Raw genomic sequence first — 18,390 nt, 5'->3', positions numbered from 1 at the left:
CAGGCGGCTACCGCGTCCGAACCTTTTCCCGCCGAAAGCGCGGCGACTTTACACGCGGCGGACCTGCCGTTTTTCCTCCCAAGAAAACGGTCCGCAAACAAAACGGCGTCCGGCTCCCGGGCGTCGTTTTTGGTTTGCCCCCTCGACCGTTCGAGGGGGCTCTTCACATGCATTCAAAAATCGGCCATCGGGCACAATCAGGCGGCCTTGCCGTTGGCGTTCATCGCCTCGTCGGCGAGACGGCCAGTCAGCTCGGCCATGTGATCGAAAACGGCGCGGTAGCTGGCAACGCCTGAAGTGGCTGACCGCAGCTCGATGATCAGATCACCGATCTCGGCCTGCGGCATGGTCGCCTCGACCACATCCCATCCCGGCCAGCCGGGCCGCGCGTCATAACCGAGAATCTGACCGCGCCTCTGCGGGATCAGAGCTATGATCTTCGACGTTGCGTCCGACGGCGTGACGATCTCGACCTTCATCACCGGTTCCAGAAGCACCGGCGAGCAGGCGGCCATGCCTTCCTTCATGGCGAGTTTGGCCGCCATCTGGAAGGCCATGTCGGAGGAATCGACCGCATGGTACGAACCGTCCGAGAGATTGACCGCGACGTCGACGACTGGAAAGCCGAGCGGGCCGGACTTGAGGTAATCGCGTATGCCCGTCTCGACCGACTGGATGTAGGTCTTGGGCACGACGCCGCCGGTGATGGTATCGGTGAACTGGAAGCCGGAGCCGCGCGGCAGCGGCTTGATTTCGATCACCACATCGCCGAACTGGCCGTGGCCGCCCGACTGTTTCTTGTGACGGCCGCGCTGCTGCACCGCCTTGCGGATCGTCTCGCGATAGGGCACCGCCGGCGCATGGCCCTCGACCGGTATCTGGTTCTTGCCCTCCAGCCGCTCGCGCACGACGCGCAAATGCATCTCACCGTGACCGGAAAGCACGGTCTCGGCCGAGTCCTGGTTGTGACGCAGGCTGAGCGAGGGATCTTCCTCGGCAAGACGCTGGATGGCGGCCGACATCTTGACCTCATCCTTGCGCTCCTTGGGGCGCAGCGCAAAGGCGAAGACCGGCTGCGGCGGCTCCAAGTCGAACAACGGCTTGATGCCGCCCTTGGCCGAGGTCAGCGTCTGGCCTGTCTTGACATCGTCCAGCTTGCCGAGCGCCACGGTGTCGCCGGCCCTGGCGGCGGTCAGTTTGACCTGGTCCTTGCCCAGCATCCTGTAAATGCCGGAAACCTTGGCGGTGTCGCCGCCGGGCAGCCACAGCTCCGAGCCGTCGGCAAGCTGGCCCGACAGGATGCGCGACACCGACAGCTTGCCGCCATGCGGCGTGTGGATGGTCTTCATCACCTGAACCACCGTCGCGCTGCCGTCCGGGGCGCCGAGCCGCTTGCGGGTCGCCTCGATGTCGGGCGCGTCGTGGCGGATCGCCTTCAAGAGGCGCAGCACGCCATTGCCTCGCTCAGCGGTGCCGATCAGCACCGGCGTCACCGCGCCGTCGCGCAGATCGGCGGCGAGGTCGTCGAAGATCGCGTCCTTGGGTGGCTCGATCTCCTCCAGCAACTGCTCCATCAACCGATCATCATGGTCGGCCAGCGTCTCCAGCATGGAGAAGCGCGCCTCCAACTCGCGCGCCTTGTCGTCGCCCGGTATCTGAGCCACCTCGCTTTCGGCATATTCGCGGTAGATATAGGCGCGTTCCAACGCCAGATCGATGGAGCCGATGACGACGCCGTCCTTGCGCAGCGGAATCTGGCGCAGAAGCAGGGGCGCCGAGCTTGCCGGCTGCAACATCTTCAGCGTATCGCGCACGCCCGCGGTCGCCTTGTCGACCTTGTTGAGGAACAGGATGCGCGGCACGACGAGGTCGTCGAGCTTGCGCATGATCAGCTGCAGGGCAGGAATCTTTTTCTCGTCGGCCTCGGCCACGACCACCGCCAGATCGCAGGCGGCCAGCACCGGTTCGGCCTCGAAGGAGAATTCGATCGAGCCGGGGCAGTCGACGAATGTAATCTGCTCGCCCATAAATTCGGTGGTGGCGATTGACGCCTCGACGCTCATGGCGTGGGCGCGCGCCTCGGGCGAATGGTCCGAGACCGTGCTGCCCGAGGAAACCGGGTTCTGGCGGGGGATGGCGCCCGTACGGGCCAATATGGCTTCGAGAAGTGTTGTCTTACCGCTTGCGAAGGGACCGACTATGGCAATGCATTTCGGTCCCGTGCGTCGTCCTCCGGCGCGATTACCCATGACTGACCTCCACTCAGGCGTTTCATGGGGACCGATTGGCGTTCATGGTTCAGGCCAAGGTCAATCGGTCCTGAGCGGCGGCCGGCCTGTTCGACCGTCGCGGGCGGGCCTGTTTCGACCTGCCCGTGATTATCGTCCCACTTGTTTGCCGGGAGGGCAAGGGAAATAGGAAGGGCTGGCCGGCTCAGGCGCGGAGCGCGAGCGGTTCGACCGAGCGGCGGGCACGCAGCGCGAGCTTGTCGCGCGGCGCCGGCCTACCGAAGAAATAACCTTGGAAACGGTTGCAGCCTGCGGCCTTGGCGAGAGCGAATTCTTCGGCCGTCTCCACGCCTTCCGCCACGATGGTGACGTTCTGGATGCGCGCGATCTGCGCCAGCGCCGAGACGAAGATTTGCGCCACCTGGTCATGGGCAAGGCTGCGGATGTAGGAGCGATCGATCTTGATGATGTCGATGGGCAAAGTCTTGAGATAGTTGAAGCCGCAATGGCCGGTGCCGAAATCGTCGAGGGCGATGTGAAAGCCGAGGCCGCGCAACGCTTCGAGGCGCCGCAGGATCTCGGGCGTGGCGGCGGTCGCGACCGTCTCGGTGATCTCGATGATGAACTGCGACGCCGACCGGCCGGTTTCCTTTAGCACGCGGTCGCACATGGTGACGATCTCGTCGCGCTTGAGTTGCTCGCCGGAGACGTTGATCGAGATGCGGTGGCCCGGGAACTGGCCGATATCGGCACAGGCCCGCTTGAACACCCATTCGCCGAGCATGTCGATCAACGTCGAGCGTTCCGCGATAGCGATGAACTCGGCCGGCGCAATCAGCCCGCGAACCGGATGGCGCCAGCGGATCAGTCCCTCGAGCGCGTGGCTGGAATCGTCCGGGTTGACGATCGGCTGGTAGTGCAATTCTAGCTCGCCCAGATAGACCGCGGCGCGCAGTTCCCGTTCGACAAGACGCCGATAGCGCTTGTCGGACAGCATCTCCTCGTCGAAGACGGTGACGCGGCCACGGCCCGCCGCCTTGCTTTCATAGAGCGCCAGATCGGCAACCAGCATCAATTCCGTTGTGTTGGAGGCATGGGCCGGCGCCAAAGCCACGCCAAGCGAAATGGAGAGCGGAATGGTCCTGCCTTCATGCGATTTGCCGGCGCGCATGGCATCCAGCAATTGCCTGACATCCTTGTTGATAGCGGCCAGGTCGCCGTGCGGAATGATGACGCCGAATTCGTCGCCGCCGAGGCGCCCGATTATGCTGCCCGCAAAGATGCGCTCCGAGGTCTTGACCAGATGCGCCAGGGTGAGGTCGCCGAACTGGTGTCCGAACGTGTCGTTCAACTGCTTGAAATGGTCGAGGTCGATCAAGAGCAAGGCCGCCTCGCGCCTGTCGCGCATGGTGCCCAGGCTTTCGCGTAGCGCCTCGAGGAAATAGCGCCTCGTCATCGCGCCCGTCATTGCATCTCTTGTCAGGAAATGATGCTTTTCCGCCTCTGCCGCCTCCGCCGAACGCAAGCGATGGACGACGCTGCTGCGCATGTACATCAAGGCCAGCAAGGCCAGGCTCGTGGCCAGGATCGAGATGGTGAAGGCACTGCCCGCGGACAGGTTTTGCGAGATGTCGAAAGCGCCAAGTACCGCCGCGCCGATGCTGATCGCAAGCAGCGACTGGATAGCGCGATAGATCCGGCCGCTGTGGTCCTTGATCGTCGCCAGTATGCTCATCGGCCCGCCCCCGCAATGCAGGCCCACGGCTAGTGGGCAGCCGTTAAGAAGGCATTGAATTCGCCCGCATTTCGCTCGGTCTTCCCAAGCGGGCAAGATTCATGGTTAAGAGAAAGACCAGGCCTTCGTCCGAGCTAGGTGACAGGGGCCGGTTGCGTCCAGGCCAATCCCGGCCGAGAATGCGGGCTCACTTCAAGGGCCGGCGCCTTTCCGGCTCCGCCAATTCCAGGGACAGACGATGAAGATCATTGCTTGCGGCAGCGTGCCGACCATCATGGCGCCGGAAAAGTATTTCACCGGCCGGGTTCTGCAGACGCCGATCGTCGAGACGGAGGCGCCGGCCAGGCTCAGGGCCTTGCTGGTCGCCTTCGAGCCAGGCGCGCGCACCCACTGGCACACGCATCCGCTCGGCCAGACGCTCCATGTCACCTCGGGTGCCGGGCTGGTCCAGACATGGGACGGCCCGGTCCACGAGATCAGGGCCGGCGACACCATTTCGTTCGCACCCGGCGAGAAGCACTGGCACGGTGCCGGATCGAAAACGGCGATGACGCATATCGCCATGCAGGAGGCGCTCGACGGCGTCCATGCCGAGTGGCTGGAAGCGGTGACGGCGGCGCAATATGGCGGCTGAGTTGCTGGCCCTGTATTCACAAAATCCGGCGGCAACGCCTGATGGCGGTGACGCCGGGTTCTGTTTCGGACTCACCTGATCAGGTCAGTGATGCCGTGAAGCGTTGGATGCGTGTGCAGGCTTCCTCGAGCAGCGTGTCCGAGGTCGCGTAGGAGATGCGGAAGTTCGGGCCGAGGCCGAAGGCCGAGCCGAACACCACCGCGACCCCCTCGGCCTCGAGCAGTTCCGAGCAGAAGGTCTCGTCGGTGTCGATCACTTTGCCGGACTTCGTCTTCCTGCCGATCAACTGGGCGCATGACGGATAGACATAAAAGGCGCCTTCCGGCGAAGGACATGTAATGCCGCGGGCCTGGTTGAGCATCGAGACGACGAGGTCGCGCCTGCCCTGGAAGATCGCCTTGTTCCTGGCGATGAAATCCTGCGGGCCATTCAAAGCCTCGACCGAAGCCCATTGCGCGATCGTGCAGGCGCCGGAGGTCTGCTGGCCCTGGATCATGTCCATCGCCTTGATCAACTGGACGGGACCGGCGGCGTAGCCGATGCGCCAGCCGGTCATGGCATAGGCTTTCGACACGCCGTTCATCGTCAGCGTTCGATCGTAGAGCTTCGGCTCCACCTCGGCGATGGTCTTGAAGACGAAATCGCCATAGGTCAGGTGCTCGTACATGTCGTCCGTCAGCGTCCAGACATGCGGATGCTTCAACAGCACATCGGCCAGCGCGCGCAGCTCTGCTTCTGTGTAGGCCGCGCCCGACGGGTTCGACGGCGAGTTCATCAACAGCCATTTGGTCTTCGGCGTGATCGCTTTTTCCAGCACCGCGGGGGTCAGCTTGAAGCTGTTGTCGATCGAGGTGTCGGCAAACACCGACGTGCCGCCGCAGATCGCCACCATTTCGGGATAGCTGACCCAGTAGGGACGGGGGATGATGACCTCATCGCCCGGGTTCAGCGTCGCCATGAAGGCGTTGAACAGGATCTGCTTGCCGCCGGTGCCGACGATGGTTTGCTCGGGCTTGTAGTCGAGATTGTTCTCGCGCTTGAACTTCTTCGCGATCGCCTCGCGCAGCGGCACGATGCCCGAAACCGGCGGATATTTGGTCTCGCCACGGCGAATGGCCTCGATCGCGGCATTCTTGATGTTGTCGGGCGTATCGAAATCCGGTTCGCCGGCACCAAGGCCAATGATGTCCCGGCCGGCATTTTTCAGCTCGCGGGCTTTCTGCGTCACGGCGATGGTGGCGGAAGGCTTCACGCGGGAAAGGGTGTCGGCAAGAAAGGCCATGACCTTTTGTCTCTCCAAAGGATAGGCGCGGCCAGGAGCGGCCGCGGCGTTTCTCATGTCGCATCATTCCCCCCGGCGCAAGCCTTGTCGGCTGGGCCAAGGTGGGACGGGCGGTCAATGCGGCGTGAACGGCAACACTAAATTCATTAACCGGCGGTAGAGGCTTGCATGGCAGGATTGTAAATCCAATTCCGCCGGGTCGCGGAGCGAGGAACCCTTGTCACGCAGCATCGGGCTTGCCCATATCATCCGCCATGATGACGGCACCTCGAGCGGTGTCTGGGGCATCTATACGCTGCAAAGCGCTTTCCAGCCGATCTTCGCCTTCGAGGACGGCAAGCTGTCGATTGCCGCTTTCGAAGGGCTGATCCGCCCGTTCCGCGACGGCGAACCGCAATCGCCGATCACCTTTTTCAGCACCTGTCCGGCAGCCGACCGCCTCCATGTGGAGGCGCTCACCAGGACGTTGCATCTCCTGAATGCCGGCGTCTGCCTGCCCAAGGAGGCGTCGATCTTTGTCAACTTCGACCCGTCGGTGTTCACCGAGCGCTCGATCGCCGACAGCGCCTTGCGCGACATGCGGCTCGTGCTGCGCGAAGCCGACATCGATCCGGGCCGTGTCGTTTGTGAGGTGACCGAGCAGAGGTCGGCATCGCAGGAGACCCTGTACAGCTTCGTCGCCGCGCTCAGGGGCAACGGCTTTCGGATCGCCGTTGACGACTATGGCGCCGACGATTCCGACATCAACCGCGTCAAGGAACTGAGGCCCGACATCGTCAAGTTCGATGCGCACTGGATCACGCAGCTGATGGAATCGGGCGCCGGTTTCGCGCTGCTGACATCCATGGTCAGGAGTTTCGAGGACCAGGGCATCCGCACCGTGTTCGAGGGTATCGAGGAAGGCTGGCAACTGGAGCTGGCCGAGCGATCGGGTGCCTCGATGGTCCAGGGATTCGTGCTGGCCCGTCCCGAACTGGCGCCGACGAGTTTTCGTGTTTTCCCTGAGGGCAGCCCCGAACCTGCCCCCGCCGCAAGCCATGCGTCCGCTCCCGCCGCCGTGGCGCCGCGCACGGGGCGGCCGGCAAAGGCGTTCGGGCGCAGGATCGCGCCATGATGGTCGGGCGGCGGCGCACGGTCGGCGATGCGATCTTCGCCGACGAGATCGGCATCGAATACGGCATTCATGGCGACTTCCGCCTGCGCAGCGCCTATCAGCCGATCTACGCCCCGCGCGGCAACGGCTTGCATCCGGTGGCCGTCGAAGGCCTGATCGAGCCGCATCGTGCGGGCCGGCCCGGGTCGCCACGGATGTTCTTCGACAGCGTCGCGGCTTCCGACCGGCTGTACATCGAAACCATGTGCCGGGTGCTGCATCTGAGGAATTTCCACAATATCGGCGTCGACGGGCTCGACCTGTTCTTCAACTACAATCCGCTGGTCAACGATCATCCTGAACGGGCGCTGGCCGAGATACGGCTGATGAGCAGGCATCTCGGCGAACTCGGCCTCGCGCCTGCCATGCTGGTCTGTGAAATCACCGAACAGGCGGCCGACGATGCGCTGCTGGCCAGGCTGGCGCGCGAAATACGGCGCGATGGCATCCGCATCGCCATCGACGATTTCGGCACCGGCCATTCGACCGAGGAGCGGGTGAGCCTGCTTCAGCCCGACATCGTCAAGATCGATGGTGGCTGGTTCGCACAGTTCTGCCGCCATGCCGCCGCCGAACGCTTCTTCCGCCCGCTGGTCTCCAGCCTGCACGACCGCGGCGCCAAGGTGCTGGTCGAGGGCATCGAGCAGCCCATCCATTTGCGTGTCGCGCTCGAAGGCGGCGTCGATCTGCTGCAAGGTTTTCTTCTCGGGCGTCCGGCGCTGGCCGGCACCATTTTCAACGAAGAGCCGCTTGCGGTCGATGCACTGCTCGGCTTCGACAGCAAGGTCGTGCCGTTGCATAAGCGGCGTTGATGGTCGCGCCAAAACAAATCACTGGTTGAAGATGACGCCGCTGCGATAGACCTCGTACGAGGCTGCGCATCGGGGACCGGCAATGATACTCTACAGCATGATCGACAGCGGCAATTGCTACAAGCCGCGCCTCTTGATGGCCAAACTCGGCCTGGCCTTCACCACCGTCGAGGTGAGTTCGCATACCGGCGACACGCGCAAGGCCGACTTCGTCGTCAAGAATCCGAACGCCATGGTGCCGCTGCTCGAACTCGACGACGGCCGGCGGCTGGCCGAATCCAACGCCATCCTGCTCTATCTCGCCGAAGGCACGCGCTTCCTGCCGGCGGACAGATACGAACGCGGGCTCGCCTATCAGTGGCTGTTCTTCGAGCAATACAGCCACGAACCCTATATCGCCGTGCGCAAGGCGCTGCTGACCTTTCCCGAGCGCGCTGGGGACGCCACGCCCGAGCGGCTGGCGGCGACGCTGGAGCGCGGCAACAAGGCGCTCGGCGTGATGGATAAACATCTCGAAAACAACGACTTCTTCGCTGGTGCGTTCAGCATCGCCGACATCGCGCTCTATGCCTATACGCACACGGCGGAGCAGGGCGGCTTTCAGCTCGACGCCTATCCGGCGGTTGTGGCCTGGCTTGGCCGCGTGGAGGCCGATCCGGGGCATGTACCGATCGACTGGGTGGGGTAGTTCGTCCTGATGCCCATAACCGCTTCGCGGCTGGACGGGGGCGGCTGGACGGGGGCGGCTGGACGGGGCTCGCCGTGAGGCTACTTCAAAAGGCGGTCATAGTCCGCATGGGTGCCGATCCAGAACCAGATCACATCATCATTGTCACGGATGGCAACGGCCCGGTTAGCTATCGTCAACTCGCGCCGACCAATAACGTCCGACCTGTTTGAAATGCAGTGATGGATGAAAGGGATCAGCGCGCAGTCTCGCAAAACGCCTGTCCGCTTTTGCTCTGATTGACAATGGCAGTTTTTCGTAAGCCTCCCAGAACGATGGAGAGGCGATGTGATTCACAATGGCCGGGTTCGGCCGGCGCGATGGTCAGCCAGCGCCGCTTCGGCAAACTTGTCCAATCGGCCCGCCTTCACGTCGGTCTCGATCTGCCTATCCCACATGTCCGCCTTGAGCGCCTCAAACCAGGCGGCAAACGCCTTCAGTTCCTCAGGGCTCAGAGCTGCGACCGATTTTTCGATTTGCTCAAGCTTGGTCATGCTCAAAATAGTACCACTATTGGGCTAAAAGTACCACAAGTGGGACTATTGTTTCCCCAGCCTCGGTGCCTGAACCCCAGGCAAACAAAAAGGCGGGATAAATCCCGCCTTCCCATTTCGGTAGCCTGATCGGGAGCGTCCGGTCCGGGCTGGCAGCTATCTGCTGTTCCAGCTTGTCGGGTCTTTCGGCTCCGGCGCGCTTCTCGCGCGACCGTCAGTACATCCGTGACTTGCCGCGCGCCCCGAACTATCGTCCGGCGCGCGCCATTTTCAAAATCAGGCTGCCTTGCTCAGAGAACCAGCGGACGACTTGCCAGTGCGGCGGTCCTGCTCGATCTCGAAGTTGATCTTCTGGCCTTCGACCAGGGTCGACAGTCCAGCGCGCTCGACAGCCGAGATGTGGACGAAAACGTCCGCGCCGCCGCTGTCAGGCTGGATGAAGCCGAAGCCCTTGGTGGCGTTGAACCACTTGACCGTTCCAGTTGCCATAAAAATAGTCCTTCACATTTGCTTTGGTATGACTGGACCGAAATCCAGCCGGTGTGCATCGAGATTTTGGAGATAGACGTCAGCAAACGCGAAGATCGCGAGGCCCGGATCGATCGGCCGAAATATCAATGCGGCTGATATAGGCTGCTTTCGCACAAAAAACAAGACTGCGTGAAAAAGCCGTGATCGGGGGCCGCCCAACGGCCGCCCCAATCTGGTGAAACCGTGGCACAGGATCGCGCCCTGCCCGGGCGGCGATCGCGGGGAGAGGGCCATGAAAACCATCCTGCTTGCCGCCTGCCTTACGCTGGTGGCCGCCCAGGCGCAGGCGATCTCGCGCTACGACCCGACGCATATGAGCTGCGGCAAGGTGCAGTCGACGATTGCGCGCCAAGGTGCGGTCATCCTGCGCTATCAGTCGAAACGTGTGCCGGGGCTGCCGCTTTACGACCGCTATGTGCAGAGCCAGCAATTCTGCACCATGGGCGAGGTGCGGACGCGCGCCTATGTGCCGAGCGCCGACACCAAGTCCTGCCCGGTCTACAATTGCAAGCGGCCGGACAACGAGCATTTCAGGCATCGGTTCATCCGGCGCCACTAAGGTGTATCTCGACACACGGGAGCGGCTTACCGCCCTCAAAACCCGAAGGACACCTGCGCCGGCGGTGGCGGGCCGACGCGCACGCCTTCCATGGCCAGCATCTTTTCCTTGGTGATCGAGCCGCCGGGCGCCGAGAAGCCGCCGATCTTGCCGCCGGCGGCAAGGATACGGTGGCACGGGATGACCAGCGGCACCGGATTGGCGCCGAGGGCAGCACCGGTTTCGCGCGGCAGGCCGGCATGGCCGGCACGCTTGGCGAGTTCGCCATAGGTGGTGGTTTCGCCATAGCCGAGCTTTCTTGCCGCGTCGTAGATGGCGAGGCGGAAGTGGTCGATGCCGTCGAGATCGACGGGAAAGCCGGTGAAATCGACGTCCTCGCCCGCGGCATAGGCCTTGATCGCGGCGATCAACTCGACCACCCATGACGGCTGGGCCGTGGAGGCGGAAACGCCGGCGTGGCGCATCAGCCGCCGCTCCACCGCCTCGCGGCTGCGTTCGGGCAGGCAGAGCCGGATCAGGCCCTTTTCGCTCCAGGCGATGCCCATGAAACCGATCACTGTTTCTAACACTGCGTGGCCGGCTGTGATCGAAGATGTCGTTTCCATGACGCGCTCCTTTCCGCAAAGCGGCGGAATCCGGGATTCCTGCTGGTACATATCAGGAACACTATGGCATCGCCGCCTGCGTCCCGCCACCCGAAAACCGCCAGATGGCCCCGATTGCCCCCCAGGAATCGCTGGTGTAAGGGAAGCTTAACGACCCGACAAACCGGACTCCGTACGCGGCTTGCCAGCAAAACAAACCCTTATCGTCGTCGGCGTGATCGTGGCGGCTGCCGGTATGAGCGGCTGCACTTCGACCTCGCAGATGACGGCCGCGCCGTCCCTGACCGAAACCGCGACCACGGCCGGCAGCGATGCCGGCTTCTCCCTGCCGCTGCCGGAGACGGTTTCGGTGCTGCCGCAATCTTCCGGAATCGCGCCCGTCCAGACTGCCGAGTTGACCCCGAGCGCCGCCACGCCGGCACTCGATCCTGCCGCCCAGCCGGCCGCGGCGACTGCCGCCTTTGCCGGGGCAACGCCTGCGGCGCCGGCCGTGCCCGCGATCATGGCCGCCAATGCCTGGCAGGCGCCGGCCCCGGCGAAAGCGGGCCAGCCCATCCAGTCGGCCGGGACGTACACGACCGCCGGGCTCATCGTGCCGGCGGTCGCCAAGGGCGGCCAGAAACTGCCTGGCGTGCAGCAAGTGGCCTACATGGTGCCGCAGAACCCGGCCGCGCTGGTGCAGTTCCCGTCGGCGCCGGTCGAGCCGGAGCAGCATGCGTCCGGCATGCGCGGCGACGTCGACCGGCTGATCGTCAAATACGCCGCCCTGTACCAGGTGCCGGTGGATCTGGTGCGCCATGTCGTCAACCGCGAGAGCACCTACAATCCCAAGGCTTACAACAATGGCCATTGGGGGCTGATGCAGATCAAGCACGCGACGGCGCGCGGCATGGGCTATGACGGGCCGGCCAAGGGGCTGTTCGACGCCGAGACCAATCTAAAATACGCGGTCAAATATCTGCGCGGCGCCTGGCTGGTGTCGGACGGCAACGCCAAGAAAGCCGACTGGCTCTACCAGACCGGCTACTATTTCGACGCCAAGCGCAAGGGCCTGCTCGAAGCGACCGGGCTGGGCTTCGACCGCAGGCGCCGGCGTCTTCAGCCCGACGCCTGAGCGCGATGCCCGAACCGCGCCCGCCGGCTCCAAACGACATACGGCTGCGCAAGATCCTGGACGAGACGCTCGTCGCACCGCACTGGCCGGACGGGTTTGTCATGCGCTGCTTCGAGCCCGGTGACGCGCTGCCCCTGCATGCACTGCTAAGCGAGGTGTATGACGATGGCAACGAAGGCCCCTTCGAAGAATGGTGGCCGCGTGTCGCGGATGATCCGGAATTCGACCCGGCGCTGTGTTTCCTCGTCATCGATGCCAAGGGCCGGCTGGCAGCGGCGGCCCTGTGCTGGACCTCGGCCTTCGTCAAGGACCTCGCCGTTCATCCCGAGGCGCGCGGCCGGGGCATTGGCGAGGCGTTGATGTGGCATGCCTTCGCCACTTTCCGCGACAGGGGTGCCGCCCATGTCGATCTCAAGACCAACACGGTCGAAAACGCCGCCGCCGTTCGGCTCTATGAGCGGGTCGGCATGTTCGAGGTCAACTGGGAAGCCTGAAGCGCAAAGCGTCGAAGGGTTTCATGCGGCTCTCAAGGGTTCTTGTTCTATGCGTGTCGTCTCGCAAACCGAGGTGTGTTTGGGGCGACGCGCATCAGAGGCCGGGAACCCGCAAGTGCTGCTTCGCATTCAGGGGCAGGGGGAATCTGAAGAGCTGCCGACGCGCGGCCGGCTCCAAGGGAGGCCACCGCCGTGAAGCCTGTCCTCGCATTGCTGACGCTCGCAATTGGTGCCGTGCTTTCGGCCGCGCCGGCGCGGGCCGTCGATCTGTCGATCGTGTCGGGAGACACCGGCAATGGCATCAAGGTGCTTCGCGAGATCCTGGACCGCTACGAGAAGGTGAGCGGCAACAAGGTTTCCATCGTTGTCCTGCCGCCGTCGACGACCGACCAGTTCGGCCTGTACAGGCTGTGGCTTGCCGCCGGAAACAGCGACATCGACGTCTACCAGACGGACGTCATCTGGGCGCCGCAGCTCGCCAGCCAGCTCGTCGACCTGACACAGGCTACCAAGGATGTGGTCGGCGCCCACTTCCCGTCGATCATCCAGTCGCAGACCGTCAACGACAGGCTGGTCGCGCTGCCAATCTTCACCGATGCGCCGGCGCTCTATTACCGCAAGGACCTGCTCGACAAGTATGGCGCCAAGGTCCCTGCCACCTGGAAGGAACTGGCCGGGACCGCCAAGCTGGTCATGGACAAGGAACGGGCGGCCGGCAACAAGGATATCTGGGGTTTCGTCTTCCAGGGCAACGCCTATGAGGGGCTGACCTGCAATGCGCTCGAATGGGTGATGTCCAGCGGCGGCGGCCGGATCGTCGAGCCGGACGGCACCATATCGGTCGACAACCCTAACGCGGCGGCCGCGCTCGACATGGTCAGGGGGTGGATCGGGACCATCTCGCCGCCCGGCGTGCTCGCCTACCAGGAAGAGGAATCGCGCGGCGTGTGGCAGACCGGCAATGCCGTCTTCATGCGCAACTGGCCCTATGCCTATGCGCTCGGCAACAGCCAGGCCTCGCCGATCAAGGGCAAGTTCGACGTGGCGCCTCTGCCGGCCGGCGCCGGCGAGGGCGCCAGACCGGTCGCGACCCTGGGCGGCTGGAACCTCGCGGTCTCCAAATATTCCAAGCATCCGGACGCCGCGATCGGACTGGTCAAGTTCATCGCTTCGCCTCAGATGCAGAAATACCGCACTTTGAAGACGTCGAACCTCCCGACCATCCAGGCGCTCTATGACGATCCCGACATTGCCAGGCAACAGCCGATCGTGCCGCGCTGGAAGCAGATTTTCCTCAACGCGGTGCCGCGTCCCTCCGCAACGGTCAAGATCAAATACAATGAGGCATCGAGCGAGTTCTGGACGGCCGTGCACAACACCTTGTCCGGCGAAGGCAGCGCCGCCGACAATCTGGCGGACCTCCAGGCGAGGCTGAGCAAGCTGAAAGGCAAGGGCTGGTGAGCGTCGTCGCGCCGGCCAGGCATTCGCCGCTGATGGCGCGGCGCGTGCGCTCGGCATGGCTGTTCCTGGCGCCGATGCTGCTGGTGCTCGCGGCTGTTGCCGGCTGGCCGCTCATCCGCACCGTGTATTTCAGTTTCACCGACGCCTCGCTGGCCGACCTCGACGCCCGGCGGTTCGTCGGCTTCGACAACTACTTCTCGGTGCTGCGCCTGCCGAGCGGCCGGGTGATCTATGACGGGCTGCTCGCCGACCCGGTCTGGTGGAGCGCCGTCTGGAACACGGTGCGTTTCGCGGCGATCTCGGTGACCTGCGAGACGATCCTCGGCATGATCGTCGCGCTGGTGCTCAATGCCAGCTTTCCCGGCCGCGGCATCGTCAGGGCGGCGGTCCTCATTCCCTGGGCGATCCCGACGATCGTCTCGGCCAAGATGTGGCAGTGGATGCTCAACGACCAGTTCGGCATCATCAACGTCGTGCTGGTCAATCTTGGGCTAATCGACCACAAGATCGCCTGGACGGCCAGCGCCGACACGGCGATGGCGGCGGTGCTCATCGTGGACATCTGGAAGACGACGCCGTTCATGGCGCTGCTCATCCTTGCCGCGCTGCAGATGCTGCCGCGCGAGATCATTGAGGTCGCCCGGCTCGACGGCGCCAATCCATGGCAGATATTCTGGCGGGTGACCTTGCCGCTGATCCGTCCCGCGGTGACGGTGGCGGTGATCTTCCGCGCGCTCGATGCGTTGCGCATCTTCGACCTGATCTATGTGCTGACGCCCAACAATGTGCACACCAAGTCGATGTCGGTGTTTACGCGGGAGAACCTGTTCGAGTTCGACAAATTCGCCTACGGCTCGGCCGCCTCGACCCTGTTCTTCCTGATCCTCGCCCTGCTCACGATCGCCTATATCAGGATCGGTCGGATAAGCCTGGACGGAGGCCGCTGACATGTGGGTGCTGAAGCGGACGGCGTTCTACCTGCTGCTCCTGGCGATCGTCTTCGTCGCGGTGTTCCCGTTCTACTACGCCGTCGTCACCAGTCTGAAATCGGGGACCGGACTGTTCCAGGCCGGCCTCTGGCCTCGGACGTTCAGCCTCGGCAACTACAGGAACGTGCTGGCCGAAGGCGCTTTCGCGCGCAATCTCCTGAACTCGCTGGTCGTCTCCGGGGCCGTCGTCGTTCTCTCGCTGCTGCTCGGCATTACCTCGGCTTACGCGCTGGCGCGCATTCGTTTCCGCGGCCGCTCGGCCCTGCTTCTTGCCATCCTGTCGGTTTCCATGTTCCCGCAGGTGGCGGTGCTCGCCGGCCTGTTCGAGATCGTCCGCATGTTCGGCCTCTACAACTCGCTGTTGGCGCTGATCTTCTCCTACATGATCTTCACCTTGCCGTTCACCGTCTGGGTGCTCACCACCTTCGTGCGCGACCTGCCGGTTGAGGTCGAGGAAGCGGCGATCCTCGACGGCGCGACGCCGTGGATCATCGTCACGCGCATCTTCCTGCCGCTGATGGGGCCGGCACTGGCGACCACCGGGCTGCTCGCCTTCATCGGCGCGTGGAACGAGTTCCTCTTTGCGCTGACCTTCACCTCCAACAATGCGCAACGCACCGTGCCGGTGGCGATTGCGCTGCTGTCGGGCAACTCACAGTTCGAAATCCCGTGGGGCAACATCATGGCCGCATCGGTCATCGTCACCGTGCCATTGGTGTTGCTGGTGCTGATCTTCCAGCGCAGGATCGTCTCCGGCCTGACCGCCGGCGGCGTCAAGGGGTGAGCAGCGGGCCGCCTCGGGCGGATTGGAACGCAGGTCGATCTCCTCGGTGTCGGTCATTCTTTTCCCCGGTCAGGGAAGCCGTACCCCGGTCAGGGAAGCCGTAGCTGATGCAAGCAGCGTCGCAAAGCCGGGTCCGGGAGGCCGTGAAAAATGTAGGAGCCGACCGGTGTGCACCGTCCTTGGAGTGTAGAGCACCCTTGCCGGGACGCCGGCACGACGATTTGAAGGAGCCGATCATGATCACTTTTCCCAACGAATCCGCCAGATACCGCACCGCGCGCGAAAAGCTGCTGAAGAAGGAAATCGAGCTGCGCCGCGCCATGGAAGCCGTGGCCGAGGCGCGCCGGGAATTGCCGCCGGGCGGGCTGGTGCCGCGGGACTACGTGTTCGAGGGGCTGGATATCGCCGGCAAGCCCGTGAAGATAAAGCTGTCGGAGCTGTTCGCGCCCGGCAAGGACACGCTGATCCTCTACCAGATGATGTTTCCGCGCCACCCGGAGGAGACGCGCGACGTCGCGACCGGCGGCGGCACGGCGAAGCTGGCGCGGCCCGACCAGCCGTGCCCCTCCTGCACGGCGCTGCTCGACCAGTTCGACGGCGCCGTCAGCCATCTCGAAGCGGCCGGCTTCAATTTTGTCGTGGTGGCCAGGACGGCACTGGAAAACCTCGTCACGCTCGCCCGCGACCGCGGCTGGCGCAACATGCGGCTGGTGTCGTCGGCCGACAACAGTTTCAAGCGCGACTACAACGCTGAAACGGCCGATGGCGCGCAGATCCCGCTGCTGTCGGTGTTTCACCGCGACGGTGACGGCATCAGGCATTTCTGGTCGTCCGAACTTGGCTTTGCGCCGACCGAGCCCGGCCAGGACCCGCGCGCCATCGGCACCTGCGAAATCCTGTGGAACCTGATGGATTTCACGCCGGAAGGCCGGCCGGACTGGCACGAGCAACTGCAATATGGCGAGGCTGGCTGCCACTGAGGGGGAGAGAACGCGCAACCTCGGCGCGTCTGCGGCGTTGGACAGTCAGAAGGATCATTCCGAGCGGAGATTTCAGATGAAAACGCTTCTGACTGTGGCAGCCGCGGCCCTGCTTGCCAGCGCGCCGGCCGTGCTTGCCCAAACGAACGGCACCAAATCGAACACGGTCGCGCCTGTGATGGCCGACAGCAAGGTCGACACCCAAACCTTCGTCACGACGGTGCCCAGCGCCAATGAGTTCGAAATCCAGTCGAGCAAGCTCGCCGAGGAAAAATCGTCGTCGGAAGACGTCAAGGCTTTCGCCAGCCGGATGATCAAGGATCACACCAAGGCTGGGGAGGACTTCAAGGCGGCGCTGAGCAAGGGCCAAACCACCGCTTCGGTCAAGCCCGCCGGGCCTGCCTTGCAGCCGAAGGAGCAGCAGATGCTCGACGAGCTGAAGGGCGCCAGCGGCAAGGCGTTCGACCAAAAATATATCCAGATGCAGACCGACGCGCACAGGGATGCGGTCGCGATGTTCAGCACCTATGCGCAATCGGGCGACGACCCGGCGATGAAGGAATTCGCCAAGAAGACGCTGCCGGTGCTGAAGATGCACGAGAAGCATGTGAAGGAACTGGGCGCCGCGCATCAGGGGTGAGGGCTCGTCGGGATTGATCGCCCGCCTGTCGCTTCGTCATCCACGGGCGAAGCAGGAGCGTAGCGACGCAGCGCAGACCCGAGGATCCATGCCGTGACTTCAGAGTGATGCCAGGGTGCAGAATCTGAATCGCTGCACCCTCGGCTAATGTAACGGCATGGATCCCAGGGTCTCCGCGACGGAGCTCCGCTCCTGCTTCGCCCTGGGATGACGACGTTGGGAGGCTTGCGCCGATCTCCAATGTTGCAAAGGGCGTCGCCGCCCGAGCTGCCAATCTCCCCCCTTGAGGGGGAGATGTCCGGCAGGACAGAGGGGGGCGCCATAGCGCGCGGCGTCGGATACGCGCTCTTGGCAACCAAGCACGCAAGTTGGCCCTGCGTCCGCCAGCCATCATGTCTTAATATGTCGTCTCCACTCCCGGAGCATCCCATGCCCAAGATCGACCTGTCAGCCGTGCCCGTCCGCAAGGGCTCCGGCTATCCCCCACCCTTCGACGCCCCTTGCGCCGACCGCATGCGGCGCCGACTCGGCGATGCCGGCGGCCTCACCGATTTCGGCGTCAACCTGATGACACTCCCGCCCGGCGGCTGGTCGAGCCAGCGCCACTGGCACAGCCACGAGGACGAGTTCGTCTATGTGCTGGAAGGCGAACTGGTGCTGGTCGAGGATGGCGGCGAGACGGTGCTGAGGGCAGGGGATTGCGCGGCCTTCGCCAGGAACAGCGGCAACGGCCACCACATGATCAACCGCTCGTCACTCACCGCGCGCTACCTGGAAGTCGGCTCGCGCAATCCGGACGATGTCATCACCTGTTCCGACATCGACATGATGAGCCCGAGTTCGGACGGCCGGTTCCTGCACAAGGACGGCACGCCCTATCCGGGGCAGGGCTGAGGGCTGAGGCGGCCCTTCCTTCTCCCCTTGTGGGAGAAGGTGTCGCCGAAGGCGACGGATGAGGGGTGTTCCAGCTTGGCGATGCAGTCATGCCGGACGGCACCTCTGGGTGAAACGACGAAAATCAGCAACGTCCCATTCCTTCACGCACCCCTCAACCGTCTCGGCGCTGCGCGCCGATCCACCTTCTCCCACAAGGGGCCTGTTGCGTAATTGGCTGGTTGTGATTCTCTGAGAGGAACACTCGGAGGGAATCGCAATGGCTGTGAAGCAA

The 18,390-nt window shown here is 63.8% G+C and carries 19 protein-coding genes and 1 pseudogene; 13 read left to right on the top strand and 7 right to left on the bottom strand.

Annotation, left to right across the window (positions count from 1 at the left end; genetic code table 11):
- Window positions 1-197: 197 nt before the first annotated feature.
- Window positions 198-2,249, bottom strand: coding sequence for an elongation factor G (locus tag LB556_RS30770; RefSeq protein ID WP_224571189.1), 2,052 nt, complete (start codon window positions 2,247-2,249; stop codon window positions 198-200).
- A gap of 184 nt (window positions 2,250-2,433) precedes the next feature.
- Window positions 2,434-3,963, bottom strand: a complete 1,530-nt coding sequence (locus tag LB556_RS30765) for a putative bifunctional diguanylate cyclase/phosphodiesterase (RefSeq protein WP_224571188.1) — start codon at window positions 3,961-3,963, stop codon at window positions 2,434-2,436.
- Window positions 3,964-4,201: 238 nt separating this feature from the next.
- On the opposite strand from LB556_RS30765, the gene LB556_RS30760 reads away from it, so the two are divergent.
- A complete protein-coding gene (locus tag LB556_RS30760) occupies window positions 4,202-4,597 on the top strand; it encodes a cupin domain-containing protein (protein ID WP_224571187.1) in 396 nt (131 codons plus the stop codon).
- A gap of 79 nt (window positions 4,598-4,676) precedes the next feature.
- Here LB556_RS30760 and LB556_RS30755 read toward each other — a convergent pair whose 3' ends face one another.
- On the bottom strand, window positions 4,677-5,879 hold the full coding sequence (locus LB556_RS30755) for a pyridoxal phosphate-dependent aminotransferase (protein ID WP_224571201.1): 1,203 nt from the start codon (window positions 5,877-5,879) through the stop codon (window positions 4,677-4,679).
- A gap of 217 nt (window positions 5,880-6,096) precedes the next feature.
- Between LB556_RS30755 and LB556_RS30750 the strand changes: the two genes are divergently transcribed.
- The 3 genes from LB556_RS30750 (at window position 6,097) to LB556_RS30740 (ending at window position 8,532) form a co-directional block, all read left to right on the top strand.
- Window positions 6,097-6,993, top strand: coding sequence for an EAL domain-containing protein (locus LB556_RS30750; protein ID WP_224571186.1), 897 nt, complete (start codon window positions 6,097-6,099; stop codon window positions 6,991-6,993).
- A complete protein-coding gene (locus tag LB556_RS30745; RefSeq protein ID WP_224571185.1) occupies window positions 6,990-7,844 on the top strand; it encodes an EAL domain-containing protein in 855 nt (284 codons plus the stop codon). The genes LB556_RS30750 and LB556_RS30745 overlap by 4 nt, the downstream gene beginning before the upstream one ends.
- Window positions 7,845-7,926: 82 nt before the next feature.
- On the top strand, window positions 7,927-8,532 hold the full coding sequence (locus LB556_RS30740; RefSeq protein WP_224571184.1) for a glutathione S-transferase family protein: 606 nt from the start codon (window positions 7,927-7,929) through the stop codon (window positions 8,530-8,532).
- Between the two features lie 80 nt (window positions 8,533-8,612).
- Here the strand turns inward: LB556_RS30740 and LB556_RS30735 are convergent.
- The 3 genes and pseudogenes from LB556_RS30735 to LB556_RS30725 all read right to left on the bottom strand — a co-directional run bounded on the left by LB556_RS30735 (window position 8,613) and on the right by LB556_RS30725 (window position 9,554).
- A pseudogene (locus LB556_RS30735) lies at window positions 8,613-8,868 on the bottom strand (hypothetical protein).
- A complete protein-coding gene (locus tag LB556_RS30730) occupies window positions 8,865-9,065 on the bottom strand; it encodes a hypothetical protein (RefSeq protein ID WP_224571183.1) in 201 nt (66 codons plus the stop codon). The pseudogene LB556_RS30735 and the gene LB556_RS30730 overlap by 4 nt, the downstream one beginning before the upstream one ends.
- Window positions 9,066-9,341: 276 nt before the next feature.
- Window positions 9,342-9,554 carry a cold-shock protein gene (locus LB556_RS30725; protein ID WP_015316174.1) on the bottom strand — a complete coding sequence of 71 codons (213 nt, stop codon included), beginning with the start codon at window positions 9,552-9,554 and terminating at the stop codon, window positions 9,342-9,344.
- 274 nt (window positions 9,555-9,828) lie between these two features.
- Here LB556_RS30725 and LB556_RS30720 point away from each other — a divergent pair, with 274 nt between their 5' ends.
- On the top strand, window positions 9,829-10,155 hold the full coding sequence (locus LB556_RS30720; protein WP_224571182.1) for a hypothetical protein: 327 nt from the start codon (window positions 9,829-9,831) through the stop codon (window positions 10,153-10,155).
- Between the two features lie 35 nt (window positions 10,156-10,190).
- Here LB556_RS30720 and LB556_RS30715 read toward each other — a convergent pair whose 3' ends face one another.
- Complete coding sequence (locus LB556_RS30715) at window positions 10,191-10,760, bottom strand: methylated-DNA--[protein]-cysteine S-methyltransferase (protein ID WP_224571181.1); 570 nt, start codon at window positions 10,758-10,760, stop codon at window positions 10,191-10,193.
- A 181-nt stretch (window positions 10,761-10,941) separates the two neighbouring features.
- Between LB556_RS30715 and LB556_RS30710 the strand changes: the two genes are divergently transcribed.
- The 8 genes from LB556_RS30710 (at window position 10,942) to LB556_RS30675 (ending at window position 18,116) form a co-directional block, all read left to right on the top strand.
- Complete coding sequence (locus tag LB556_RS30710) at window positions 10,942-11,874, top strand: lytic transglycosylase domain-containing protein (RefSeq protein WP_224571180.1); 933 nt, start codon at window positions 10,942-10,944, stop codon at window positions 11,872-11,874.
- A gap of 5 nt (window positions 11,875-11,879) precedes the next feature.
- Window positions 11,880-12,368, top strand: a complete 489-nt coding sequence (locus LB556_RS30705) for a GNAT family N-acetyltransferase (protein ID WP_224571179.1) — start codon at window positions 11,880-11,882, stop codon at window positions 12,366-12,368.
- A gap of 192 nt (window positions 12,369-12,560) precedes the next feature.
- Window positions 12,561-13,829, top strand: a complete 1,269-nt coding sequence (locus LB556_RS30700) for an ABC transporter substrate-binding protein (RefSeq protein WP_224571178.1) — start codon at window positions 12,561-12,563, stop codon at window positions 13,827-13,829.
- A gap of 32 nt (window positions 13,830-13,861) precedes the next feature.
- Entirely contained in the window at window positions 13,862-14,776 is a 915-nt protein-coding gene (locus LB556_RS30695; protein WP_224571200.1) for a carbohydrate ABC transporter permease, read from the top strand.
- Between the two features lies 1 nt (window position 14,777).
- Window positions 14,778-15,602 (top strand): carbohydrate ABC transporter permease, encoded by an 825-nt coding sequence (locus tag LB556_RS30690; protein WP_224571177.1) that lies wholly within the window; start codon window positions 14,778-14,780, stop codon window positions 15,600-15,602.
- A 236-nt stretch (window positions 15,603-15,838) separates the two neighbouring features.
- Entirely contained in the window at window positions 15,839-16,582 is a 744-nt protein-coding gene (locus tag LB556_RS30685; RefSeq protein WP_224571176.1) for a DUF899 family protein, read from the top strand.
- A gap of 76 nt (window positions 16,583-16,658) precedes the next feature.
- Window positions 16,659-17,222, top strand: a complete 564-nt coding sequence (locus LB556_RS30680; protein ID WP_224571175.1) for a DUF4142 domain-containing protein — start codon at window positions 16,659-16,661, stop codon at window positions 17,220-17,222.
- 429 nt (window positions 17,223-17,651) lie between these two features.
- Complete coding sequence (locus tag LB556_RS30675; RefSeq protein ID WP_224571174.1) at window positions 17,652-18,116, top strand: cupin domain-containing protein; 465 nt, start codon at window positions 17,652-17,654, stop codon at window positions 18,114-18,116.
- The last annotated feature ends 274 nt before the right edge of the window (window positions 18,117-18,390 follow it).

This window comes from Mesorhizobium sp. ES1-4, from assembly GCF_020164745.1.
Lineage (GTDB): Bacteria > Pseudomonadota > Alphaproteobacteria > Rhizobiales > Rhizobiaceae > Mesorhizobium.
The sequence above is the reverse complement of the archived record's forward strand: the minus strand, read 5'-3'. Positions and strand labels throughout refer to the sequence as shown.